The 24,584-nt window shown below is 70.8% G+C and carries 20 protein-coding genes and 1 other RNA gene; 5 read left to right on the forward strand and 16 right to left on the reverse strand.

The genetic code is table 11. The features are described 5' to 3' along the window. Positions 1–110: 110 nt before the first annotated feature. The 3 genes from ABWV20_RS15285 to hppD form a co-directional block, all read right to left on the reverse strand. Positions 111–974, reverse strand: coding sequence for an RDD family protein (locus ABWV20_RS15285; RefSeq protein WP_353356534.1), 864 nt, complete (start codon positions 972–974; stop codon positions 111–113). Positions 975–1,047: 73 nt separating this feature from the next. Then, complete coding sequence (locus tag ABWV20_RS15290) at positions 1,048–1,929, reverse strand: LLM class flavin-dependent oxidoreductase (protein WP_353356536.1); 882 nt, start codon at positions 1,927–1,929, stop codon at positions 1,048–1,050. Between the two features lie 114 nt (positions 1,930–2,043). Then, positions 2,044–3,267 (reverse strand): 4-hydroxyphenylpyruvate dioxygenase, encoded by a 1,224-nt coding sequence (gene hppD / locus ABWV20_RS15295; protein ID WP_353356538.1) that lies wholly within the window; start codon positions 3,265–3,267, stop codon positions 2,044–2,046. Between the two features lie 108 nt (positions 3,268–3,375). Between hppD and ABWV20_RS15300 the strand changes: the two genes are divergently transcribed. Beyond that, positions 3,376–3,906 (forward strand): Lrp/AsnC family transcriptional regulator, encoded by a 531-nt coding sequence (locus ABWV20_RS15300; protein ID WP_353356540.1) that lies wholly within the window; start codon positions 3,376–3,378, stop codon positions 3,904–3,906. A gap of 4 nt (positions 3,907–3,910) precedes the next feature. Here ABWV20_RS15300 and ABWV20_RS15305 read toward each other — a convergent pair whose 3' ends face one another. The 6 genes from ABWV20_RS15305 to ABWV20_RS15330 form a co-directional block, all read right to left on the reverse strand. Continuing rightward, a complete protein-coding gene (locus tag ABWV20_RS15305) occupies positions 3,911–5,767 on the reverse strand; it encodes a bifunctional metallophosphatase/5'-nucleotidase (protein WP_502901798.1) in 1,857 nt (618 codons plus the stop codon). 113 nt (positions 5,768–5,880) lie between these two features. Next, positions 5,881–7,638, reverse strand: coding sequence for a DEAD/DEAH box helicase (locus ABWV20_RS15310; RefSeq protein WP_353356544.1), 1,758 nt, complete (start codon positions 7,636–7,638; stop codon positions 5,881–5,883). A gap of 104 nt (positions 7,639–7,742) precedes the next feature. Then, entirely contained in the window at positions 7,743–8,066 is a 324-nt protein-coding gene (locus ABWV20_RS15315) for a DUF3039 domain-containing protein (RefSeq protein ID WP_353356546.1), read from the reverse strand. Beyond that, positions 8,063–8,893: a glutamate racemase gene (locus ABWV20_RS15320; RefSeq protein WP_353356548.1), complete on the reverse strand. Its 831-nt coding sequence runs from the start codon at positions 8,891–8,893 to the stop codon at positions 8,063–8,065. Before ABWV20_RS15320 ends, ABWV20_RS15315 begins: the two co-directional genes overlap by 4 nt. Before the next feature lie 31 nt (positions 8,894–8,924). Continuing rightward, entirely contained in the window at positions 8,925–9,485 is a 561-nt protein-coding gene (locus tag ABWV20_RS15325) for a YqgE/AlgH family protein (RefSeq protein WP_353356550.1), read from the reverse strand. 43 nt (positions 9,486–9,528) lie between these two features. After that, positions 9,529–10,956, reverse strand: a complete 1,428-nt coding sequence (locus tag ABWV20_RS15330; RefSeq protein ID WP_353356552.1) for a DEAD/DEAH box helicase — start codon at positions 10,954–10,956, stop codon at positions 9,529–9,531. Positions 10,957–11,055: 99 nt separating this feature from the next. Between ABWV20_RS15330 and ABWV20_RS15335 the strand changes: the two genes are divergently transcribed. Then, complete coding sequence (locus ABWV20_RS15335; RefSeq protein ID WP_353356554.1) at positions 11,056–11,685, forward strand: hypothetical protein; 630 nt, start codon at positions 11,056–11,058, stop codon at positions 11,683–11,685. 395 nt (positions 11,686–12,080) lie between these two features. Here the strand turns inward: ABWV20_RS15335 and ABWV20_RS15340 are convergent, their stop codons facing one another. Continuing rightward, positions 12,081–12,431, reverse strand: coding sequence for a VanZ family protein (locus ABWV20_RS15340; RefSeq protein WP_353356556.1), 351 nt, complete (start codon positions 12,429–12,431; stop codon positions 12,081–12,083). 82 nt (positions 12,432–12,513) lie between these two features. Here ABWV20_RS15340 and ABWV20_RS15345 point away from each other — a divergent pair, with 82 nt between their 5' ends. Both ABWV20_RS15345 and trxA read left to right on the forward strand, forming a co-directional pair. Further along, entirely contained in the window at positions 12,514–13,170 is a 657-nt protein-coding gene (locus tag ABWV20_RS15345; protein ID WP_353356558.1) for an SIMPL domain-containing protein, read from the forward strand. Positions 13,171–13,198: 28 nt separating this feature from the next. Continuing rightward, positions 13,199–13,588 (forward strand): thioredoxin, encoded by a 390-nt coding sequence (gene trxA / locus ABWV20_RS15350; protein ID WP_353356560.1) that lies wholly within the window; start codon positions 13,199–13,201, stop codon positions 13,586–13,588. A 50-nt stretch (positions 13,589–13,638) separates the two neighbouring features. Here the strand turns inward: trxA and ABWV20_RS15355 are convergent, their stop codons facing one another. Both ABWV20_RS15355 and ssrA read right to left on the reverse strand, forming a co-directional pair. Continuing rightward, entirely contained in the window at positions 13,639–14,457 is an 819-nt protein-coding gene (locus ABWV20_RS15355; protein WP_353356562.1) for a hypothetical protein, read from the reverse strand. Positions 14,458–14,588: 131 nt separating this feature from the next. After that, positions 14,589–14,955: a transfer-messenger RNA gene (gene ssrA / locus ABWV20_RS15360) on the reverse strand. A 272-nt stretch (positions 14,956–15,227) separates the two neighbouring features. On the opposite strand from ssrA, the gene ABWV20_RS15365 reads away from it, so the two are divergent. Beyond that, a complete protein-coding gene (locus ABWV20_RS15365) occupies positions 15,228–18,602 on the forward strand; it encodes a pyruvate carboxylase (protein WP_353356564.1) in 3,375 nt (1,124 codons plus the stop codon). Positions 18,603–18,788: 186 nt separating this feature from the next. Here ABWV20_RS15365 and ligD read toward each other — a convergent pair whose 3' ends face one another. The 4 genes from ligD to ABWV20_RS15385 all read right to left on the reverse strand — a co-directional run bounded on the left by ligD (position 18,789) and on the right by ABWV20_RS15385 (position 24,476). Next, the gene (gene ligD / locus ABWV20_RS15370) at positions 18,789–20,429 is read right to left on the reverse strand and encodes a non-homologous end-joining DNA ligase (RefSeq protein WP_353356566.1); all 1,641 of its coding nucleotides are present in this window, start codon (positions 20,427–20,429) and stop codon (positions 18,789–18,791) included. Positions 20,430–20,459: 30 nt separating this feature from the next. Next, the gene (locus ABWV20_RS15375) at positions 20,460–22,394 is read right to left on the reverse strand and encodes a DUF2207 domain-containing protein (protein ID WP_353356568.1); all 1,935 of its coding nucleotides are present in this window, start codon (positions 22,392–22,394) and stop codon (positions 20,460–20,462) included. A gap of 5 nt (positions 22,395–22,399) precedes the next feature. After that, on the reverse strand, positions 22,400–22,879 hold the full coding sequence (gene smpB / locus ABWV20_RS15380) for an SsrA-binding protein SmpB (protein ID WP_353356570.1): 480 nt from the start codon (positions 22,877–22,879) through the stop codon (positions 22,400–22,402). Positions 22,880–22,985: 106 nt separating this feature from the next. Continuing rightward, positions 22,986–24,476, reverse strand: coding sequence for a peptidoglycan DD-metalloendopeptidase family protein (locus tag ABWV20_RS15385; RefSeq protein ID WP_353356572.1), 1,491 nt, complete (start codon positions 24,474–24,476; stop codon positions 22,986–22,988). Positions 24,477–24,584: the final 108 nt, after the last annotated feature.

Below are 24,584 nucleotides of genomic sequence, written 5' to 3' on the forward strand. Positions count from 1 at the left end.
GACGACGTCAGCGCCGCGGCAGCGGATGCCCGCGCACCGAGCCATTGTGCACTGACGTCAGGGCGTCCCCGCAAAGGGTTATCCGCCGATCGGGGCGCCCCTGCCGGCGATCACCGGGGGCGTCGCGGCTGCTTGCCCTCGACGACCTGCGTGCCGGCGACCTTGTCGTGCAGGGCCTGACGCTGCCCGTCCCACAGCGGCCACAGACCGTCGAGCAGCCAGACGATGGTGTAGATGCCACTGATGAAGGGGATCACCTGGATCAGGCTGAGGAGACGACGGCGAAGTGCAGTCGACAGGTCGAGGGCGCCGGGCCGATCCGCTCTCCTGACGCTGATGCGCAAGGCCATCTTTCCGGGAGTCTGGCTCGTGGTCGTCCAGAACGCGACGCAGTAGGCCGTGATCGTCAGCCACGTGACCAAGGATGCTCGCAGCGACTCGGCGGTCAGCTCACCCACCCGGCTCTGTATTGCGACCTCGTCGCCCGTGCTCACCACATCAAGGAACCGCTGCACGTCGTCGAAGTAGCCGGGCGCGGCGAGCTGCAGCGCGAAGTAGGTCAGGGCCGCGAGGATGAGGCCGTCGACGAGCCACGCACCGAACCGTTTGCCCCACGATGCCAGCGGCACGCCATCGAGCGTGACCGGGCCTCGCATCCACGCCTGCGCCTGGGGAGCCCCTGCATACTGCCCGCCGTAGGGGTACTGCTGCTGACCGCCCCCGGGGTACTGGCCTGGGTACTGGCCTGGGTACTGCACCGGCGGCTCACTCCCGCCCGAGTGCTGCGGGCCTTGCGCCTGCCAGCCGCCTTGCGGCAGGGGCGCCGTGGGGGCCTGCGCCTGCCCGATGGTGGACTGCGACGCGGTCGGCGACTTCCTCGGCGAGGTGTGGCTGGTCCACGTCACCCCATCCCAGTACCGGAGCATGTCGGGATCGCTGGGGTCGTCGTACCACCCTGAGGGCTGCTGCGTCATACGCCCAACTCTGCCACGAAACGCACCCCCCGCTGCACACGTGGCGCTGCCCCGGCATCGAGGCTCCGGCCGGTCAGGGTCGCGCCGCGACCTGGGCGACCGCCTCGAGGACGACCGCGAGCTCGGTGGCGAGTGCGGCTCCCGCAACCTCTGTGGGCCAGTAGAGGCAGATCTCGTCGAATCCGGCGGCCTCGGCGCTCGCCGCCTCATCGAGGAAGCTCGCGACCGACTCCACGGGCCGGTAGGCCGCGTAGCCGACGAGGACCGATCTCTCCAGCGTCGCCGGGTCCCTTCCGGCCCTCTCGCAGGCCGTGGTCAGGGCCTGGGCCTGTCGGTGCAGCAGCGCCCAGAACTCCGATCGACCGAGTCCGACGACAGCCGGCCCTCCGTACGTGCTCCAACCATCTCCTTCATCCGCGACCAGGGCCAGGCCCTGCGGGCCATGCCCCGCGAGGACGAGCGGAGGGGCATCACGACCGGGTGCCTGGGGCAGGAGGTCGAGCTCCCCGAAGCTGAGCACCTGCCCCTCGTGGCTCCTCTCCCCGGCCCAGACGGCGCGCAGCCCCTTGACGACGTCGACGAAGCGGGCGTGTCGTTCGGCCTGCTCGGTGGGTTGCCCGCGGTCAGCGATGCCGTCCAGCGCGACGCCGGCACCCAGTCCGAGGACGAACCGCCCGCCGCTGATGTCCTGGACCGTTGCGGCCATCCGGGCCAGTGTCGCCGGCGTGCGGAACACGGCCGACGCGACGAGGGTCCCGAGGCGCAGCCGCGTGGTCACCCCGGCGGCTGCGGCCAACGTCGTCCACGGGTCAGCGAGCCAGGCCCCGGTCAACCGTGGATGCGTCAGGTGGTCGGCGACGTACGCGGTCTCCACTCCGCTCGACTCGATGGCCCGCCACGTGTCGGCAGCAGACGGCCACGTCTGGCTCTGGAGCACGAGCGCCGACACTCTCACGAGTTCATGATGCCGGGACACCGGTGCGCCCGGTGGGCGAACGCCACAACGCAGCTGGGCCCGCGTCCGAGCGTTCGCGGGCCCAGCGGCATCCGGCTGCTGGCTGAGCAGTGGCTAGAGGTTGCCGCGGCGCTCCTGCTCACGCTCGATCGACTCGAAGAGGGCCTTGAAGTTGCCCTTGCCGAAGCCGAGCGAGCCGTGGCGCTCGATGACCTCGAAGAAGACCGTGGGCCGGTCGCCGAGCGGCTTGGTGAAGATCTGGAGCAGGTAGCCGTCCTCATCACGGTCGACGAGGATCCTGCGCTTCTTCAGCTCCTCGATCGGCACGCGCACCTCGCCGATCCGGGCGCGCAGCTCGGGGTCGTCGTAGTAGGTGTCCGGCGTGTCGAGGAACTCGACGCCCTCTGCCCGCAAGGCGTCGACGGTCGTGAGGATGTCGTTGGTCGCGAGCGCCAGGTGCTGCGCCCCGGGCCCCCGGTAGAACTCGAGGTACTCGTCGATCTGGCTCTTGCGCTTGGCGATCGCCGGCTCGTTGAGCGGGAACTTGACCCGGTGGTTGCCGTTGGCGACGACCTTCGACATGAGGGCCGAGTAGTCGGTGGCGATGTCGTCACCGATGAACTCGGCCATGTTCACGAAGCCCATGACCTTGTTGTAGAAGCCGACCCACTCGTCCATCCTGCCGAGCTCGACGTTGCCGACGATGTGGTCGAGAGCCTGGAAGAGCCGCTTGGGCGACCCCGCGCGCTTGACGTAGGTCGACGTCGCGGGCTGGTAGCCGGGGAGGTACGGGCCCCCATACGTCTGACCGTCGATGGTCCGCTGGACCAGGCTGTGGCGGGTCTCCCCGTAGGTCGCGATGGCGGCGACGCGCACGGTGCCGTGCTCGTCGGTGAGGTCGTGCGGCTCCTCGAGGACGGTCGCACCCGCCCGTTCGGCCTGGGCGATGCACCGGTCGACGTCCGGGACCTCGAGGGCGATGTCGACGACGCCGTCGCCGTGCTTCGCCTGGTGCTCCACCAGGGGGCTGTCGGGGCTCACGGCTCCCTTGACGACGAAGCGGATCGAGCCGGACTTGAGGACGAACGCCTTGTGATCCCGGTTGCCGTTCTCCGGGCCGGAGTAGGCGACGAGCTCCATGCCCCACGCGCTCTGGTAGTAGTGGGCCGCCTGGGTGGCGTTGCCGACGACGAAGACGATGGCATCCCATCCGGTGACGGGGAAGACGTCCTTGGCCTCGTCGTACTCGACGAGCCCGACGAGCTGCTTGAGCTGCTCGAGGTCGAGGTTCGCCTCGCGCTCCTGGTCGGTGAGGTCGAGGTGCGTGTCTGTGGTCATGCGCCGGAGAGTCGCAAACCGCTCATCCGTGGTCAACAGAATCAGCTGAAAGTGGGCAGGATGCACACAATGCTGGCCGTATGCCGCTGAGTACCGGACACTTTGTGCATGACCTCCCAGCCGTCCCCACCTCCCCCGACTCCATCCAAGGCCCCGGTCGACGCCCTCGACTGCCGCATCCTGCTCCTGCTCCTCCAGCAGCCGGGGATCGGTGTCCTCGGTGCGTCACGACGGCTCGGGGTCGCCCGGGGCACCGTGCAGGCCAGGCTCGACCGGCTCCAGTCGCGCGGCGTGCTGCGTTCCCTCGCGCCCGACGTGGACCCGGCCGCTCTCGGCTATCCCGTCACTGCCTTCTGCACGCTCGAGATCCGGCAGGGCCGAGGGGGCCACTCCCCCGTCGTCGACCACCTGGCGGCCATCCCGGAGGTCCTCGAGGCCCACACCATCACCGGCTCGGGAGACGTGCTCATCCGCATCGTCGGCCGGGACAACGCAGACCTGCAACGGGTCATCGACCAGGTGGTCGACGACACCCACGTGACGCGCGCCTCGACGGTGATCTCGCTCGCGACCCGACTCGACCACCGAGTCGTGCCGCTCGTGGAGCACCTGCTCCACGAGCGGCAGGCTGGGGGCTGAACGGTTACGGCGTGATCGTCAGCGGCGTCGTGCCGGCGACGAGACGCCAGTCGATGCTCTCGAACGACGGGGGGTCGACGACCCCGCGAGCCGTGACCCAGTCGATGATCAGCTGGCGGATCTCGACCTGTCGGTTGTAGACCACCGGAGCCGTCGTGACGTGCGGGAAGCTCCCACCCCCCGACTGGCGGTAGTTGTTGATCGCCACGACGAACGCGGCAGCAGGGTCGACCGGTGCCCCGTCGTAGGCGAGCCCGGTGATCCTCGACCCGACCGGCTGCGTCAGGTCGATGTCGTAGGTCAGGGCCGCGTCGAGGCCGCCCATGATGTCGTAGTTGTAGTCCGGGGTGCCGTTCGGCGCGTTGGTGGTGACGGCGTTGGTGACGGCGTCCGCAGGGTAGGTGCCCGGCCCCGGAACGGGCTTGAAGTAGACCGCGCTCTGCTCGAGGTAGTCCTTGACCTGGGCCCCGGTGAGGACGATCCCGAGGAGGGTGTTGTCGTAGATGTACAGCCCGGCGACGTCCCGGACCGTGACGTCGCCGGCGGGGATCGCCGCGTTCTTGTTGAACGGCGCCGCGATGGACAGGACCGGCAGGCCGTCCCCAGCGGTGCCGGCCAGGCTGGCCTTGACCGTCTCGGCCTGGACGAGGTTGATGAAGTCCATCGCCGCCGTGTCCTCGTAGCGCGACGTGGACGCGGACATGGCCTCGGTGCACGTGCCGATGACGCTGTTGACGTAGGTGCGCACCGTCTCGTGCGAGGACCGGAGGAGTGCGGCGATCTGGGCGTCCTCGGGCGCGGTGTTGGAGTTGAGCGTCGTGGCCGACGAGGAGGCCACCCGCCACTGTCCGCGGACCTTCACCAGGTCGAGGTCCATGACGGTGACCCGCATCCCCCAGTAGAGCGGCTCCGAGAGAAGAACGTCTCGCCCGGTCTGGGCGTTGGGGACGAGGCGCTGCGGGATCTCCCGGTGAGCGTGGCCGACGAGGATCGCGTCGATGTCGGGCACCTGCTCGGCGAGGAGCGTGCTGGCGTTCTCCGGGAAAGGCAGTGCGTCACCGTAGGACGACGACGTGTCCGCGCCGGAGTGCGCCGAGACGATGACGATGTCCGCTCCGGCCGCCTTGAGGCGGGGGACGAAGATCTTGGCCTGCTCGACGATACCCGGGAACCGCACGCGGCCCTCGACGTTGGCCTTGTCCCAGATCGCCACGCCGGGAGTGACGAGGCCGAGGATGCCGACCCGGACCGGCTTGGACCCCGGCACCTGGATCGTCTTGATGACGTACGGGCGGAAGACGGGTTGCCCCGAGTCCCAGTCGACCGAGTTGGCCGACAGGAGGGGGAAGTTGAGCTGGCCCTCGAAGGTGTGCAACGTGTCGAGGCCGTAGTTGTACTCGTGGTTGCCGAGCGCTGCGGCGTCGTAGCCGACGAGGTTCATCGCCTCGGCCATGGGGTGCTTCGAGCCCCCGGTGATGGGGTCGATCTTCGCGAAGTAGTAGGCCAGGGGCGTGCCCTGGATGGTGTCCCCGGCGTCGAGGGTGATGCACGTGTCGGCGCCGCGCTCGACCCGGACCGCCTGGATGAGCGTGGCGGCCTTGGCGAGGCCCACGTGGTTGCCCTTGGAGTCGCTGTAGCTCGCGTCCTTGAAGTAGTCCCAGTTGAAGACGTTGCCGTGCAGGTCCGTCGTGCCGAGAACCGTCAGGCGGAACGGCTTGCCGTTGCTGCCGCCGCCGCGCCCTTGCGCGGCCGAGGTGGAGGCCCCGGCCACGGTGAACAGTCCGGCGCCGCCGACAGCGGCCAGGGTGAGCAGTTGGCGTCGCGTCGTCTCGGACTCGAACAGGTCGTTCGTCATGAGCATCCCTTGCATCTCGCCGGCAGTGAACGGGCTCGACGCTAGTCCTCAGGGCGGTCGTCAGGGGATCTGCGTCATGGCAGAACCTGACGAGGCTGGACCCGTGTTCTTGGTGAGACTCAGCGACGACCGACGAGCCAGTTGCGGACCTTGTCGATCCGCTCGGCGACCTGCTTGGAGGACGCCGCCGCGAGGTCGGGGCCGCCGCACGCCCGTCTGAGGTCGAGGTGCACGTTCGCGTGGGGGTAGCCCTTCTGCCGGGCGTAGGCCGCGACGAGCTTGTTGAGCTCCTTGCGCTGCGCGGCCAGCGCGCGGTGCTGGGCCACGGGGGCCGGACCGTCCGGCTTCGGGGCCTTCTTGACCTGGCGGCGCTGGCGTTCGTGGAGCAGCGCCGAGACCTGATCCGGCTCGAGCAACCCCGGGAGGCCGAGGTAGTCCTCCTCCTCCTGGGAGCCCACCTGGGCGTGCATCCCCCACTGCTGCTTGTCGAAGAGCACGTGGTCGAAGTGGGCATCCGACTCGAGCGCCTCGAAGACGCCCTCGTCCTGACCGGGGGTCTTCGCCTCGCGGTTGGCGGCGTCGAGGAGCGCCTGCTCCTCGGCCCACATCGCGGCGACGTCGTCCTCGCCGGCCGGCTTGCGGTCGAGCGCATGGTCGCGCTGCTCCTCGAGCCGCGCGGCGTGGTCGAGGACGACCGGCACGGAGGGCAGGAACACCGATGCCGTCTCGCCACGCCGGCGAGCCCGGACGAACCGACCCACGGCCTGGGCGAAGAAGAGGGGCGTCGACGTCGAGGTCGCGTAGACCCCGACGCACAGCCGAGGCACGTCCACACCCTCGGAGACCATGCGCACCGCGACCATCCATCGCGACGTGTCGGTCGCGAACGACTCGATGCGCTGCGAGGCCCCGGCGTCGTCCGACAGCACCACGGTGGGAGCCTCGCCGGTGAGCGCTCGGAGGTGAGCGGCGTACGCCCTCGCCTGGGTCTGGTTGGACGCGATGACGAGGCCACCCGCATCGGGCACCCCGCGCCTGACCTCGCTGAGCCGTCGGTCGGCGGCCGCGAGGACGGACCCGATCCACTCGCCCTTCGGGTCGAGGGCGGTGCGCCAGGCCTGCGCGATCTGGTCCTTGGTCATCGGCGTGCCGAGACGTGCGGAGATCTCGTCCCCGGCCTTCGTGCGCCAGCGCATGTTGCCGCCGTACGCCATGAAGAGGACCGGTCGGACGACGCCGTCCCGCAGTGCCTCGGCATAGCCGTAGGCGTAGTCGCTCGAGGACGTCAGGACCCCTTCGGCGTCCAGCTCGTATCGCACGAACGGGATCGGCGAGGTGTCCGAGCGGAACGGTGTGCCCGTCAGCGAGAGCCGTCGCGCCGCGGGCTCGAAGGCCTCACGGATGCCGTCACCCCAGGACCTGCTGTCGCCGCCGTGGTGGATCTCGTCGAGGATGACGAGCGTGGGACGCGCCAGGGTCAGCTCCCGGTGCAACGCCGGACGCGACGCCACCTGGGCGTAGGTCACTGCGACGCCGTGGTAGTCCTCCGAGTGCCTCCCGACCGAGTTGCTGAACCTCGGGTCGAGGCTGATCCCCACCCGCGCTGCGGCGTCAGCCCACTGGGTCTTGAGGTGCTCAGTCGGAGCAACGACGGTGACGCGCTGGACGGTGCCGCGGGAGAGCAGCTCGGTGGCCACCCGCAGCGCGTACGTCGTCTTGCCGGCACCGGGGGTGGCGACGGCGAGGAAGTCCTGAGGGTCATCGCGCAGGTAGACGTCGAGCGCCTCCTGCTGCCACGCGCGCAGCTTGCTCGCGGTGCCCCACGCAGCCCGCTCCGGGAAAGCGGGTGACAGATGAAACGCAGCCCCAGAACTCATAGGCCCCCAACCGTAAGGGATTTCGCCGGACGACATGCCGAGGCCCCGCCTCGCGGGCGGGGCCTCGGGACCGTGGTATCAGGACGGGTCGGACAGGCCGCGGGTCAGTCGCTGCCGCCGCCGGTGCCGCCGTCGCCACCGTCCTGCGGGTCGCGCAGTCCGTCGTAGATCTCCTTGCAGACCGGGCACACCGGGAACTTCTGCGGGTCGCGGCCGGGGACCCAGATCTTGCCGCAGAGCGCGACCACCGGCTCTCCGCTCAGGGCGCTCTCGAGGATCTTCTCCTTGCGGACGTAGTGCGAGAACCGCTCGTGGTCCCCGGGCTCCTGGAGCTCCTCGCGGACCTCTTCGCGCTCGATGGTCGTCGTACCCGTGCTGCGCAGCGGCTGCGGCTCGTTCTCGAAGGGATCGGGAGGCATCGTGCTCATGACGCGAGTGTAGGCCGAGTCGTCCGGCCCGAACTGCCACGGGACAGCAGCCGGGCGCCCTGGGGGTACATCCGGAGTCGCTCCGGCAGCTCGCCCCGTCGGCCGCTCAACAGCACGGTCGGTCGGACCTCGGTCGGCGTCGCGCGCTCATCGGGAGCGAGGCCGATGCGGCGGAGCGTCTGTCGCGCCACGGCGATCGGCGAGTCGAAGATCGGCACCTCCGACCCGCGCGCCCTCCACGCCGCGGCGATCCGGTCGGCCACCAGGCCGTAGTGGGTGCACCCCAGGACGAGGGCCTCGGTGTCCTCGGGTGTCCATGCCAGGGCCGCACCGATCGCCTGGTCGATCGCCTCCGGATCGGCCGCCTCGACGGCCTCGGCCAGGCCCAGTGCCGCGATCGAGTGCGTCTCGATGTCCGAGGCGAAGGCATCGACGAGCCCGCGCAGGTAGTCGCTCGACGACGTCGCCGCCGTGGACCAGATCGACACCGGGCCTCCCGTCGAGGCAGCCGGACGGATGGCAGGAACCGTCCCGATCACCGGCACGCCAGGCTCGAACTCGGCCCGGAGCGCGTCGAGCCCGTGGACGGACGCGGTGTTGCACGCCACGACGATGGCGGCCGGCTCGAGCTCGGCCGCGGACCGGGCGGACTGCAGGATCAGCTCCCTCACCTCCGCCGGCGTGCGAGGGCCGTAGGGCATGTTGTCAGGATCGAGCGCGAGGACCAGCTCGAGGTCCGGCCGAAGCGCATGCAGCGCGTCCGCGTAGCCGAGCAGGCCGATGCCACTGTCGACGAACGCCACCCGAGCGGGAGCGCGGTTGGTCATGGGAGGCGGGTCAGCGGCATACGACATGGGTTCAGTTCATCGAGGGGTCGTCGGGGAAGTTGGCGACGTAGGCGAGGCTGTCGCGCTGCCGGCGCAGCACGGCCCGCCAGAGGCGACCGGGATCCGGCGTGAAGGCGTCGCGGACCTCCGCATCGACGACGTACCAGTCACCCCGACGGATCTCCGCCTCGAGCTGGCCCGCCTCCCAGCCCGCGTAGCCGGCGAAGATCCTCATGCCGGCGAGCTCAGCGGCCACGACGGGCGTCGGCACGTCGAGGTCGACCAGCCCGATCGACCCGAAGAGGCGTTTGACCCCGAGGGGCTCGGGCTCGTCCCCCGGCACCGTGACCAGGCCCAGCGCGGACGACGTCGCCACCGGCCCGCCCTGGAACAGGACATGCGGTGCGGTCACGACACGCTGCCACCCCGGCAGGACCGAGTCGACCTCCGCGGCGAGGGGCTTGTTGAGAACGACGCCCTGGGCGCCGCCCTCGTCGTGGTGCAGGACGAGGATGACCGACCGGTGGAACACGTCCCCTTCGACGGACGGGGTGGCCACGAGCAGGCGGCCGGTGTGGAAGGTCGAGCTCACGAAGGCCAGCCTTCCACACCGACGTCACCAGCGGCTGCGGGAATCAGAACCCCCGGCGTGGACCCCGCGGACGGTCCTCGTCACCCCAGCGACCGACGAGCGGCTCGCCGGCGCGGGCGTCACGCCCTCGACCGCGACCGCGGTCGTCGCCGCGCCCGTGATGGGGCCGATGGCCGCCGCCTGCGCCGGGGCGCGGTCCACGCGGGCCGGCCGGGCCGCGCCGGTGGGACTTCGGCCCCTCCACGAGACGGGCGAAGTCCTCGTCAGCGATGGGGACGCCGGACGGCGTCGTGGCTCCGGTCGCCGCGATGATCGCGTCGCCCGGTGCCGCCTTGACCGGGGAGATGCCGACGCCGGCGTCACGGAGCTGTCGCTCCATCGTCCGGCGCTGGTGCGGGAGCGCGAGCGTGACCACCGTGCCGCGGTCGCCGGCCCGAGCGGTGCGTCCGGACCGGTGCAGGTAGTCCTTGTGGTCGGCAGGCGGGTCGACCTGGAGCACGACCGAGACGTCGTCGACGTGAATTCCACGCGCGGCGACATCGGTCGCGACCAGAACCGGGAGCGAGCCGTCACGGAAGGCTCCCAGCACGCGGTTCCGGGCGCCTTGGCTGAGACCGCCGTGGAGCGCCGCCGCGAGCACCCCCTGCTCACGCAGCTGGGTGGCGACCCGGTCGGCCCCCAGCTTGGTGCGGCAGAAGACCACGGTGCGACCCGGGCGGTTCGCCACCTCGGCGGTGATGAGCTTCTTGTGCTGCGGGTCGATGAGCAGCACGTGGTGCTCCATCGTCTCGACCGAGGCAGTCGCGTCGTCGGTCGAGTGGACCACCGGGTCGGTCAGGTAGCGCGCGACGAGCTCGTCGATCCCGTTGTCGAGGGTGGCCGAGAAGAGCAGCCGCTGGCCCCCCGCCGGGATCTTGTCGAGGCTGGTCGTGATCTCGGCCATGAAGCCCATCTCCGCCATGTGGTCGGCCTCGTCCAGGACCGTGATCCGCACGTCGTCGAGCTCAACGGCTCCGCGCTCGAGCAGGTCGTTCAGCCGGCCCGGCGTGGCGATGAGGACGTCGATGCCCTTGTTGAGGGCGTTGATCTGGGTCGTGTAGCTGAGGCCACCGGCCACGAGCTTGTGCCGCAGCCCGGCCACGTGCACCAGCGGCTCCAGGGCGTCGGACACCTGCATGGCGAGCTCGCGCGTCGGGACGAGCACCAGGGCGTGCGGTCGGCGCGGAGCCCGGCGCTCACCGGCCTCGACGAGGCGGGTGATCATCGGCAGACCGAAGGCCAGGGTCTTGCCGGAGCCGGTCTGGCCCCGCCCGAGCACGTCCTTGCCGGCGAGGGCATCGGGGATCGTCGCAGCCTGGATCGGGAAGGGGTCGGTGATGCCGTCCCGTGCCAGCCGTTCGACGAGCCGCTCCGACAGCCCGAGGGCGGCGAAGCCGTTGTCGGCTGCGACCTCCACGGGTCCGTCGGCCACCGGCTTGCGCGTCGCCTTCGTCCAGGTGTCGGCATCGAGCCGCTCGGCCTCCGCCTCGTCGAACGAGCTCGGGGCGAAGCGGTCGCGGTCGGTGCCGCGTTGACGCCACGCGTCCCTGCCGTCGTTGCGGCGGTCGTCCCGCCGGTCATCACGACGCTGGAAGCCGCGGTCGTCGCGGCGCTCGAACGGGCGCCGGTCATCACGGGCCGCGGGGCGGCGATCATCACGGGCCGCGGGGCGGCGATCATCACGGGCCGCGGGGCGCCGGTCGTCCCGACGCTCGTAGCCGCGCTCGTCGCGCCGGTCATCACGACGCTGGAAGCCGCGGTCGTCGCGACGCTCGAACGGGCGCCGGTCATCACGCGCGGCAGGGCGCCGGTCATCACGACGCTCGTAGCCCCGGTCGTCACGCCGGTCATCACGACGCTGGAAGCCGCGGTCGTCGCGACGCTCGAACGGGCGCCGGTCATCACGCGCGGCAGGGCGCCGGTCATCACGACGCTCGAAGCCGCGGTCGTCACGCCGGTCATCACGACGCTGGAAGCCGCGGTCGTCGCGACGCTCGAACGGGCGCCGGTCATCACGCGCGGCCGGGCGCCGGTCATCACGACGCTCGTACCCGCGGTCGTCTCGCCGGTCATCGCGCCGGTCATCGCGCGGAGCGCGCCAGTCGCGGCCGCCGACGTGGCTGGTCGACGTCGAGGCCGGGCGCGCGGACCTGGTGGCTGACTTCGGTCCGGGCTTCTGGCCGACATCTCGACCGCGGTGGGGCTTCTTGGTGGCCACGTTCGCGCGGGCCTTCTTCTCAGCAGGGGTCCAGCGGGCCTTCTTGGGCGCGCCGGAGGAGGGCTTCTTGGGCATTGCGTATTCAACTCTCTTGACTCGAGCAGACTTCGTCTCGAGCCGTGAGTCACAACACGACCATGCAGACGAGCCTCAGGCGCACCTGGCGCCCAGTGGACCGGGTGGCATCGGTGCCCCGGCGGGATGGTCCGCTCCGCGTCGTTCGGGTCGCACCGGTGGTGCGAGCTGCCTTGTCGTCATCCCGCCGGCCGAGCGCCTCCGCCGCAGGGCGGTCGGGCTCGTCCAAGGTTCCGGGATGCTCGGAGACGGACCGCACAAGTCTAACAGCGCCGACCGCGGCCGCCGACCACGAGCCCGGCAGCCGCCACCGCGACGCCCACGACGTCGGCGACGACGTCCCACGGATCGCCGGACCGGCCCGGCAGCAACAGGTGCTGCGACAGCTCACTGACCAGTCCGTGCAGGGCGAACGCCAGCACCACCCACCCCGGTCGTGCCACGACCGTGCCGACGACATAGGTCGGCACGGCAAAGACCACGACATGGACCGCTTTGTCGCTCCACGACACCGGCCCGACCACTGTCACGACGGGCCAGTACAGCGCCCCGAGATGGACGAGGAGCGCGAGCACGGCCAGTGCCGTCCACCATCGCCGCGCACCGCCATCCATGTCCCCCGCAGTCTAGGCACCACGCCGGAGCCGCAGCCAGCTCGCCATGCGTGCCGCTGCTCCCACGGGCTAGGTTGAGGCCATGGCGAAGCGAACGCTGACCGTGGTCGGGACCGGCACCGCGTCGGTCGCCCCCGATGTCGTCCGACTCGACCTCCGGGTCGGCCACGATGCCGGTGACGTCGCGGCGGCGCTCACCGGCGCCTCGGAGGGCATCGCCGCGGTGGGCGGAGTCGTTCGCGCCAGCGGTGTCGCCGACGCAGACATCCGGACCCTCGACGTGTCCGTCAGCCAGCGGTACGACCACACGGGGGCGCCGGTCGGGTTCACGGCACAGCAGCGGCTGCGCGTCACCGTCCGCCGGTTGGAGTCGGTCGGAGCCATCCTCGAGGCAGCCGCCGGGGCAGTGGGCAACGCGCTGCTCGTCGACCAGGTGCGCCTCGACGTCGCGGACCGGTCGCAAGGTCTGGCCACGGCACGTGATGCCGCCTTCGCGGAGGCGAGGGCCAAGGCGGAGCAGTACGCCGGGCTCTCCGCGGCCGAGCTGGGGGACGTGCTCGGCGTCGTCGAGAGCGGCGCCGTCCCCTTCCAGCCGGCCTCGAGCCTCAGCTTCGCCGCACGCGACATGGCAGCGGGAATGCCGGTGGAGGGCGGTGATCTCGAGCTGGGTGCGTCAGTCACGGTGACGTGGCAGCTGCGGCCGACCGGGCGCGGACCGGGAGCCGCACGTCCGGAATGAAGTCAGGAACCGATCCGTTGGGAGTGACATGGCTACGACAGACCTGACCGCACAGACGTTCGAGCAGACCGTGCTCGACAACGACATCGTCCTCGTGGACTTCTGGGCGGCATGGTGTGGTCCGTGCCGTCAGTTCGCGCCGGTCTATGACGCGGCGTCGGCGGAGGCCGGCAACGACGGGATCGTCTTCGGCAAGGTCGACACGGAGGCCGAGCCCGCGCTCGCGGGGGCGGCCAACATCACGTCCATCCCGACGCTGATGGCCTTCAAGGAGGGTGTCCTGGTCTTCTCCCAGCCCGGCGCCCTGCCCCAGTCGGCACTGCAGAGCGTCATCGAGCAGGTCAAGGCGCTCGACATGGCACCGATCAAGGCGGAGATCGCCAAGGAGTCGGCCGGCAAGGGCGCCTCGACCGAGTGACCGCGACGGGCAGCGACCGCCCGCGCGTGCCCTGAGCGAGCGACCGCTGTTCAGCGGCCACGCGCGATGCCGCCATCCGCGCGTGGCATGAGCCGGCGCCAGGCAGCACGCCGTCGTCGTCCCGCTGGCGTGCCCAGCTCGTCCCGACGCGACGGGTGGCGCAGGTAGTGGTCGAGGGTCAGCCACAGGCGCACCGGGTCCGAGTCGAGGACGTCTGCGTCCACCGTCGGTCGCACTCGGTGCCCGCGATGGTCGCGGGCCACCAGCCCGGGGCCGTGGACCTCGATCCGGCGGTGGACGCCGCCCACCAGGGTGGGCTCCAGCCGCAGGATCTCGTCCCACTGCGCCGAGAAGCTCTGTCGGCCGTGCCGGAAGTGCAGACCGTCGACTCCCACCAGGAGCTCGTGGCGCGCCGGAGGTCGGGCCACGTAGAGGCCCAGCGCGACCATCACGAACCCCAGCGGCAACGTCAGTCCCCACGGCAGGTCGACCTGCCAGATCCGCATCTCGCGGTCGATGGCCCCCGCCCGCATCAGCTCGAAGTGGACGAGCAGGACGACGCCCCAGACGACCAGGCCGAGCGGCATCAGACCAAGGGTTGCCCGGGCCCGGAAGGTGATGGTCCTCCCGACGGGGTCGGCCACCGGTCGCCTCGGCACGTGCCACGGCGACGCGACCGACGCCACCATCGCCAGCGCGACCAGATGGGCGACCCCGACCCACCGCTGGAGCCCGGGCTCCCGGACGGTCGTTCCCAGGAACCTGACCAGGACAGCCACCGGCGCCAGTGGCAGCAGGAGCAGCGGATGGAAGGTGAACGCCCTTCGCGCGCGCCACGGCCCGGGCGTCAGGTCCGGGTCGCGCAGCACACGGCCCAGCCTAGGCGCGAGTCGGCGGCGCGCTCGGGACCCGGCCCAGCGGCATACGACATGACGGAGGGCACCCACGTCGTGTGGGCGCCCTCGAGTGCCAGTGACAGCGTGACGTGGCCACCACGAAGTGGTGGAGGTGGCGGGAATTGAACCCGCGTCCGATGACGAGAAACCAGGGCTTCTCCGGGTGCAGTGCGCTGTGGATTTTCTCGGCCCCAGGGCTCGCGCGCACACGTTCCCTGACAGGCCCAGTTGAGTAAGAGTCCCGCGCAGCCCCCCAACATGACTGCGCAGCAAGTTTCCTAGCTGACGCCAGGCTCTGAGTCGGAAACTAGCTCAGGCTGACGGACTTCGGAGCTCGCTCAGGCGGCGAGGGCGAAGTCGGTGCGCTTGGAGTTGGCACCTATTGGTTTGCAAGGAGCGTTAACGAGATAACCCTGCATCCTCGACCCGCTTCCCCTGATGTGTCGACCACCGTCGAAACCGATCACCCCCATGAGGGGTGTCCACGTCACGCTGTGCACTTGTCAAACATCGCTACTGCGAGATCACAGTATGCCTTGGCAACGACAGAGGGGCCAACGACATTCCCGGCCGTATGCCGCTGGGCCCGGTCTGCGGCGCTGCGGGGCCCACTGCCGGGCGGGGTCCAGAGCGGCAGCGCTGGACCCGTCTCATTCACGGCGTCTCAGGATGGGATCGACGGGACCTGGCTGTGAGGTGCGCCACTAGGCTGCCAACGCCACGCCACCCACGCTGGAGGTCACATGTTCCGCAAGGTCCTCGTCGCCAACCGCGGCGAGATCGCTGTCCGCGCCTTCCGGGCCGCAACCGAGCTCGGTGCTCGCACCGTGGCCGTCTTCCCGCACGAGGACCGCAAGTCGGAGCACCGGCTCAAGGCCGACGAGGCCTACCAGATCGGTGAGGCCGGCCACCCGGTCCGCGCGTATCTCGACCACGAGGCGATCGTCCGCCAGGCAGTGGAGGCCGGCGCCGACGCGATCTACCCGGGTTACGGCTTCCTCTCGGAGAACCCCAACATCGCGGAGGCGTGCGAACGCGCTGGCATCACCTTCATCGGCCCTCCCCCTTCGGTCCTCCACCTGACCGGCAACAAGGCGCGCGCCATCGCGGCGGCGCGCGAAGCCGGGCTGCCCACGCTGCGCAGCTCGGCCGCCTCGGCCGACCTCGCGGAGCTCGAGTCCGCCGCTGCCGACATCGGCTTCCCCGTCTTCGTCAAGGCGGTGTCCGGTGGCGGCGGCCGCGGTATGCGCCGCGTCGACCGGCCCGAGCTGTTGACGGACGCGCTGGCCGCGGCCCAGCGGGAGGCGGAGTCCGCGTTCGGGGACCCGACCCTCTATCTCGAGGAGGCGGTGGTCAACCCTCGGCACATCGAGGTCCAGGTCGTCGCCGACTCCACGGGGCAGGTCCTCCACCTCTTCGAGCGCGACTGCTCGGTCCAGCGCCGGCACCAGAAGGTCGTCGAGATCGCGCCCGCGCCGGGGCTCGACCCGCAGCTGCGCGACCGGATGTGCACGGACGCCGTGACGTTCGCGCGCTCCATCGGCTACCGCAACGCCGGGACCGTCGAGTTCCTCGTCGGCGAGGACGGTCGCTACGTCTTCATCGAGATGAACCCCCGGATCCAGGTCGAGCACACGGTGACCGAGGAGGTCACCGACCTCGACCTCGTCGTCATGCAGATGCAGCTCGCCTCCGGCGAGACCCTCGAGGGCCTGGGGGTGCGACAGGAGGAGATCGTCCCGCGCGGCTTTGCGATGCAGTGCCGGATCACGACCGAGGACCCGTCCAACGGGTTCCGACCCGATGCCGGGACGATCACGACGTACCGGTCCGCAGGCGGCAGCGGCGTCCGGCTCGACGGCGGCACGATCTTCGTCGGCGCCGAGGTGAGCGCGCACTTCGACTCGATGCTGGTCAAGCTGACGTGCCGGGGTCGGAGCTTCCCGGTGGCGGTTCGCCGGGCGCAACGCGCCCTGGCGGAGTTCCGGATCAGGGGCGTGGCGACGAACATCCCCTTCCTCCAGGCGGTGCTGGCGGACCCCACCTTCCAGGACGGCCGTGCCACCACCTCCTTCATCGACGAGCGGCCCGAGCTGCTCACGGCGCGGGTCTCCGCTGACCGCGCGACGCGGCTGCTGACCTACCTGGCCGACGTCACCGTCAACCAGCCCCACGGCCCGGCGACCACCCGCGTGCGGCCGCGCGCCAAGCTGCCCGCCCTTCCCGATGCGCCGCTGCCGCGTGGCTCCCGCGACCTCCTCCTCGAGGTCGGGCCCGCGGAGTTCGCCCGCCGGCTGCGCGAACAGAGCCGGGTCGCCGTGACCGACACGACCTTCCGGGATGCACACCAGTCGCTGCTCGCGACGCGGATGCGCACGCGCGACCTGCTCCACGTCGCCGGCCACGTGGCCCACCTGACCCCGGAGCTCCTCTCGGTCGAGGCCTGGGGCGGAGCGACCTACGACGTGGCCTTGCGGTTCCTTGCCGAGGATCCCTGGGAGCGCCTGGCCGCCCTTCGAGGGGCCATGCCCAACGTTCCCCTGCAGATGCTCCTTCGCGGTCGCAACACGGTGGGCTACACGCCCTACCCCACCGCCGTGACGGATGCCTTCGTCCACGAGGCGGCGCGGACCGGCCTCGACATCTTCCGGATCTTCGACTCGCTCAACGACGTCTCACAGATGCGCCCCGCCGTCGAGGCGGTGCTCGAGACCGGCACTGCGGTGGCCGAGGTCGCCCTCTGCTACACCGGGGACCTGCTCTCCCCCGACGAGACGCTCTACACGCTCGACTACTACCTGCGGCTCGCCGAGCAGATCGTCGACACCGGGGCCCACGTCCTCGCGATCAAGGACATGGCCGGGCTGCTGCGGGCGCCCGCGGCAGCCCGCCTTGTCACCGCGCTGCGCGAGCGCTTCGACCTCCCGGTCCACCTGCACACCCACGACACGGCCGGAGGCCAGATCGGCACCCTCCTGGCCGCGATCGGCGCGGGGGTGGACGCCGTCGATGCCGCCACCGCGACGATGGCCGGCACGACCTCCCAACCGTCCCTGTCGGCGCTCGTCGCCGCGACCGACCACACCGACCGGCCCACCGGTCTGGACATCGACCACGTCTTCTCCCTCGAGCCCTACTGGGAGGCGGTCCGGCACCTCTACCGGCCGTTCGAGTCGGGCCTGGAGTCCCCGACCGGACGCGTGTACTTCCACGAGATCCCCGGCGGGCAGCTCTCCAACCTCCGGCAGCAGGCCATCGCGCTCGGGCTCGGCGACCGGTTCGAGGCCATCGAGGACACCTATGCCGCCGCCAACCGGATCCTCGGGAACATCGTCAAGGTGACGCCGAGCTCCAAGGTCGTCGGCGACCTCGCGCTCGCGCTCGTCGGCGCCGGAGCGGACCCAGCAGCCTTCGAGGCCGACCCGCAGAGGTACGACATCCCCGACTCCGTCATCGGCTTCCTCAACGGCGAGCTCGGCGACCCACCCGGTGGCTGGCCCGAGCCGTTCCGCACGAAGGCCCTGGCTGGACGCCAGGCCCGCCCCCGACTGACCGAGCTGACACCGGAGCAGGAGCAGGCCCTGAGGGAGGAGCCGCGCCGCACCTTGAACCAGCTGCTCTTCCCGGGCCCGACCAAGGAGTTCGAGTCCTCCCGAGAGGCGTATGGCGACCTCTCCGTCCTCGGCACGGTGGAGTTCCTCCACGGGCTCGTCCAGGGCGAGGAGTACGAGGTCGACATCGAGCAGGGCAAGCGGCTCATCATCGGCGTCCAGTCCGTCGGCGAGGCGGACTCCAAGGGCATGCGCACCGTCATGTGCACCCTCGGAGGGCAGTTCCGGCCGATCCAGGTCCGCGACCGCTCGGTCGAGGCCGACGTGAAGTCGGCCGAGAAGGCCGACCCCACGGTGCCGGGGCAGGTCGCCGCACCGTTCGCCGGTGTCGTGACGCTGGCCGTCGGCGAAGGGGACTGGGTCGAGGCAGGTGGTGTGGTCGCAACGATCGAGGCGATGAAGATGGAGGCGAACATCACCGCCCCGTCGGCGGGGACCGTGACGCGACTCGCGATCGGCCCGCAGCAGCAGGTCGAGGGCGGCGACCTGCTCGTCGTCATCGGCTGACCGCCGCCCCCAGCCCATCGAAAGAGCAGTTCGCGACACCGCCTCCCAGCGCATCCCATCGAAAGAGCAGTTCGCGACACCGCCTCCCTGAACCCAGCCTGTCGCGAACTGCTCCTTCGATCGGGAGCGAGCCCAGCGGCATACGGACTCTGTCGCCAACTGCTCTCTCGATCGGGTCCTGGGAGGTCAGCGCAGGATGGGGAGCGGCTGGTCCTGCGCGAGCGCGCCCCGGAACAGGTCGCCGCGCGCCTCGAGTCGGTCGAGGATCGTGCGGATCGTGAAGCGGTCGGGTCGCAGCTCCGGGTCGTCGAGCTCGTCCCAGGTGATCGGTGCCGACACCGGCGCCCCGGCCGCAGCTCTCGGACTGTAGGGCGCGACGAGCGTCTTGTTCACGGCGTTCTGGGTGTAGTCGAGGCGGGCGAGCCCCTTGCGCCCGCTCTTCTGCCACGTCCAGCTGACCAGCTCGGGCTGAACCGCCCCGATCGTCTTCGACACCCGCTCCGCCCACTCACGCGTCTCGTCGAAGCGCGGACCCTTGGCGATCGGCACCCACACCTGGATGCCGCGCTTGCCGGTCAGCTTCGGATAGGCGCGCAGCCCCAGGTGCTCGAACGCGGTCCGGTGGAGGCGGGCCAGCTCGACCACCTCGTCCCAGCTCGTGCGCTCACCCGGATCGAGGTCGAACAGCACGTAGGACGGCCGCTCCGGGGCCTCCGTCGGCGACGTCCACGGGTGCCACTCGAGCGCGCCGAACCCGGCGACCCACACGAGCGTCGCGGGCTCGTCGACCACGACATAGAACTGCGTCTCGTCGGGGTCGGCGTCGGCGTTGTGCCAGCGGGTGATCCACTCCGGGGCGTGGTCCGGCACCTCCTTGTGCCAGAAACCCTGCTTCGCCGCCCCGTCGGGATAACGGTGCATGTTGAGGGCGCGGCCGCGCAGGTAGGGCACCAGCACCGGAGCGATGCGGGCGGCATAGGCGAGCAGCTCCCGCTTGGTGACCGGCTCCTCACCGTCGCGCGCCGGGAAGAGGACCTTGTCGAGGTTGGTGACCTTGAGGCGGCGGCCGTGCACGTCCCAGGTGCCCTGGCGGCCGAGGTCGGCGAGCGCCGCGAGCTCGTCCTCGGACGGACCCTCGATCTGCGTCCCCCCGACCGGCACCGACGCCTCCGCGGTGGGCAGGTCCGAGCGCCACAGCCGGTCCGGCGCAGCCTTCACCTCGTCGTTGGTGCGGCCCGTGAGCACGGACGTGGGGTGGTCCTCGGCGTCCCAACCGCTCACGGCGTGACTGTCGCGCTTGTGGAGGAGAAGCCACTGCTCCTTGCCCGACGAGCCGCCCGAGGAGCCACTCGACGACCCGTCGCTCCCGGTGCGCACGAGCACGAAGCGTCCGCGGAGCCGCTCGCCGACGAGGTCGACGTGCAGCTCACCCGCGCGGACCGCCTCGGCGGGGTCCTCACCGTCGGACGGCCGCCACGTGCCGCGGTCCCACACGATGACGTCACCACCGCCGTACTCACCCGCGGGGATGACGCCCTCGAACAGCTCGTACTCCATCGGGTGGTCCTCGACGTGCACCGCGAGACGACGTACATCGGGATCCAGGGTCGGCCCCCTCGGCACGGCCCAGCTGGCCAGCACCCCGTCCATCTCGAGACGGAAGTCGTAGTGCAGCCTGCGGGCGCGATGTCGCTGCACGACGAAGCGCCGGTCACCCTCCGCGGTTGGCGCGGCCGGGTCGGCGGCGTCGCCCGAGGGCTCCGGCGTCCGGCCGAAGTCACGCTTGCGGCGGTACGGCTCGAGAAGCTCGTGGGGATCCCTCGGCATACCGGTGCCCTACCCTGCCCGCGGGCTGCCTCACCAGGAGCCGGACGAGGAGCCGCCGCCACCCGACCCGCTGAACCCGCCGCCTCCGGAGAAGCCCGAGCTCCCCGACGAGCCCGGCGTCGAGGTGAACGTGCCCGTGGAGGTCGTGGAGAAGCTCTCCACCCCGCTCGCGATGCTCGTGAAGTCGGGGAAGGCCGCCCCGCTCCAGATGTACCAGGTCGGCATCATGATGGGGCGACCCACCGCCTCGGCGGCCTGCGCGACCTCGGCGAATGTCCGGGCCCAGCGGTCGGCCACGCCGAACACGACGGCATACGGCAGGTAGCGGCTGAAGATGTTGCTCGCCTCCTCGAAGGCGATCTGCCCCGCCTCGGCGGTCGTGAGGTACTCCTTGAAGCCGAGTGACTGGGCCAGGACCGCGGACCCCTCGGCGGTCTTCGCCGCCATCCGGCCGCCGAGGAGCCAGACGATCGCCCCCGAGAGGAGCAGACCTGCGCCCAGGACGGTGCCGCCGGTGAACCCCGCTCCCAAGAGGGCCGACATGACGCCCTGGCCGTAGAAGAGGATCATGCCCCCGACGACGGCGAGGACGACCCCGAGACCTTGCCACATGCCCCGCTGCAGCTGCGGTGAGGAGCGGAACCAGTGCCGCGTGACGACTTCGTCGTACATGTCCGACTGGATCTTCTTCAGGGTGCTCGCAAAGGTGTTCTTCAGATCGGAGAGGGCGACGACGTCTCCGCGCGAGCTGAAGACGCCGTCGAGGAGGCGGCGCTCGTAGGGCAGCAGCGCGTCGCCGGGCGGGGGCGTCATGCGGACGAGGTTCCAGTCGGTTCGCCGGAACGCTCCGCCGCCCTCGATCTCCTCGATGCGCAGGTGATCGCGGACCGCGAGGTCGATCAGGGTCGCCGAGACGTCGATGGGGTTCGCCTTCTCGTCCAGGACCGTGCCCACGAGCCCCGGCGGCACCCCGGCCGGTGGGTGGAACTGGACCGCAATGGTGCCCGGGCCCCCGCGCGTCGTGGCCTGCGACTCTCGGTCGGCCACCGACGGGGTGAGACCCGGTGTGAGGTCGGCGTAGCGCTCGTCGCGGCCACGCGTCCACACGAGGGCCCCCATCAGGGCGAGCGCAAGGACGGGCGCCCCCACCCCGGCAGCCACCGCGGCGGCATTGGCGGCCGTCGCGGCGCTCCCGCCGTAGCTCGAGCCCGCGTCACCGTCGCGCACGTCGGGCCGCGGGTTGTCGAACGCCGTGGCGGGAAAGCCGGCGATCACGGTCATCGCCTCCCCCGGGGCGAGCCCCATCGCGGCGAAGGTCGTCGGGTCCCCGGCGGCCGACTGGCACGTCGTGTCAGCCCCCGCCTCACCCTCGTAGCAGGCGACCTGGGTCGAGGCCGCCGGGGCGTTGACGACGACGTTGACGCGATCGCGCTCGGTGAACTCGTTGCTGCCGAAGACGTTGTAGTGGAACTCGACGGTGTCCGCCGCCCCGCCGGCCCCCGCAATCGGGTTGAGCACGTCGTGCAGGGTGTAGCGCAGCTCGTAGACCTGCGTGCCGCTGGTCCACTCGTCAGCGGAACCGATCCGGATCTCCTTGGCTGCACCGTTGTCGCTGACCCGGAACTCGTCGGGGGCGCCGGACGGGCTCGAGACCTCGACATCGGTGAGGTCGTAGTAGCGGTACTTCCCCTCCTCGTCGTTGAAGCCCATCCGCACGACGATGTTGCGGAAGATGCCGTGGCGCTGCTCGCCCGGCGGGAAGCGCCACGTGATCGTCTCGGTGACGGCCACGTTTCCGTCGGGCTGAAGGTCGTAGACGACGGCGAATCGCTCCATCGCCTCGTCGCCGACCGCATGAGCGGCGCCTGCTGGGCCCGCGGCGACCCACCAGGCGGCGACGAGCGCGGCGACCGCGAGGAGCACCCAGCGGTGCCGTGCCGGGCGCAGGACCTCCCCCTGGCGCATCGGCGTCAGGCCCGTCGCCCGCGGTGGGCCACGCTCATGGCGCGGTCGGCCTCACGCCGGTCCTGCCGCTCCCGGAGGGCGTGCCGCTTGTCGTACTGCTTCTTGCCGGTCGCGATCGCGATCTCGACCTTGGCGCGGCCATCCTTGAAGTAGAGGGCCAGCGGAACGATGGTTCGCCCGCTCTCACGCGTCTTGCCAGCGATCTTCTCGAGCTCGGAGCGGTGCAGCAGCAGCTTGCGCTTGCGTCGTGGTGCGTGGTTGTTCCACGTGCCGTTGAGGTACTCAGGGATGTGGACGTTCTCGAGGTAGAGCTCGTCGCCCGTGAACATGGCGAAGCCGTCGACGAGCGAGGCGCGCCCCATCCGCAAGGCCTTGACCTCGGTCCCGGACAGCACGATGCCGGCCTCGAAGGTGTCCTCGATGTGGTAGTCGTGGCGCGCCTTGCGGTTGCTCGCGACGAGCGACCGCCCCTTCTCCTTCGGCACCGGACCGTCCCTTCCCCTCGCACAGCACATCAACACGTCGTATGCCGCTGGGCTGGGTCCCGTGGGCGGCGTCCCAACGCTACCCCGAGAACTGTCGACGCCGCCGTCAGAGCCAGTTGCGCGGGTTGACCGGGGTACCGTCCTCGTAGACGCCGAAGTGCAGGTGGCACCCGGTCGAGTAGCCGGTCGTGCCGCTGTAGCCGATCAGCTGTCCGCGCTGCACGCTGCCACCCCACTTGACGATGCTCGACAGGTGGTTGTAGCTCGTCACCAGGTCGACACCACGGTGGATGCCGTGGTCGATGAGGACCTGGTTGCCCCAGCCACTCTGGCGCCAGCCGGCGCTGATCACGGTGCCCGGTGCGGATGCGTAGACAGGGGTCCCGCAGCCGATGCCCCAGTCGAGCCCGTCATGGAGCATCCACTTCTGCAGGACCGGGTGCCAGCGCATCCCGAAGCCTGACGTGGTCGGGCCGTAGGCGGGGTAGGACAGGTAGTTCCGCGGGGTGGTCGTGCCCTGCACGGGCGCCGGGATGCGCGGTGTGTACGACGACCCCCGGCGTGCGGCAGCCGCGGCCTTCGCTCGCTCGGCGCGGATCTTCGCGTCCCGCTCCGCCTTCAGCTTGGCCAGACGCTTCTGCTCGGCGATCTTGGCCAGCCGGGCCCGCTCGACGAGGACGGCCTTGAGGCGGGCAGCCTCGCGCTCCGCAGCCGCGAGCTGAGCCTTCTCGTCGGTGCGCTGCTTGCGCAGGTCAGAGGCGTAGGCGGTCTGCTTCGTGTTGAGCGACTCGAGCTCTGCCTGGGCGGCCGCCGCATTGCTCGTGGCGGTGACGGCGTTGTTCTTCGCGACCACGGCCTCCTCGCGCGCACGGGTCGCCGCGGCGCTGGCGGCCTCGGCGGCGCGCAGGGCCTGCTCGGCCTGCTTCTTCAGCTCTGCGACCTCGCCCCGGACCGACGTGAGATACGACTTGGTGGCGGTGTTGTCGGCCGTCATCGCAGCGAGCTTGTCGATCGTGTCACTGGCCACGGCGCTCGCGGTGTCGGCCATGACCAGCCGGTCCGCGAAGTCCTGGGGTGAGGTGGACCCGAACACCATGCCCAGCTGGGACTCGGTCACGGCGCCACCCTGGAAGACCTCCGCTGCGTACGCGTCGAGGGCATCCTGGGACGAGGCGAGCTCACGGCCGCTCTTCTTGAGCTTGTCGGCGGCGCGGGCCTCGTTCGCCTGGGCGACGGCGAGCTTCTGGGCGACCTCCTCGTTGTGCGCGCGGGCCTTGTCCTCAGCCGTGATCGCGCGTGCCTCGGTGGCCTCGGCCTGGGCCTGGGCCTGCTGCGCCCGGGCGAGGGCCGCCTGGGCCTGCGCGACCCTCTGCTGGGCGCCGGGAATGGCCGCGCGGGTCCGCTCCAGGTTGACGTAGGCCTTGGCCAGCGCCGCGTTGGTGCCCTCGAGCTGCTGGCCGAGCGCTGCGATGCGGCGGTCTGCCCGGCGCTTCTGGTCCTGGACGTCGTCGGCCCGGGCCGCGAGCCCGCCGAGCAGCGAGAGGGTGCACACGAGAACCGCTGCGATGGCCGTCCAACCAGTCCTCGCAGTGGACACGCTCGACTGTCTCACTCGCCACATATGAATCATTGGTACCACAGGCACCACCTCTCCGGGGAGACCCATGCGAGCAAATTGTGTCGAATGCGGCGTGTCGGTGCGTGA

Source organism: Intrasporangium sp. DVR (assembly GCF_040365325.1).
GTDB lineage: Bacteria > Actinomycetota > Actinomycetes > Actinomycetales > Dermatophilaceae > Intrasporangium.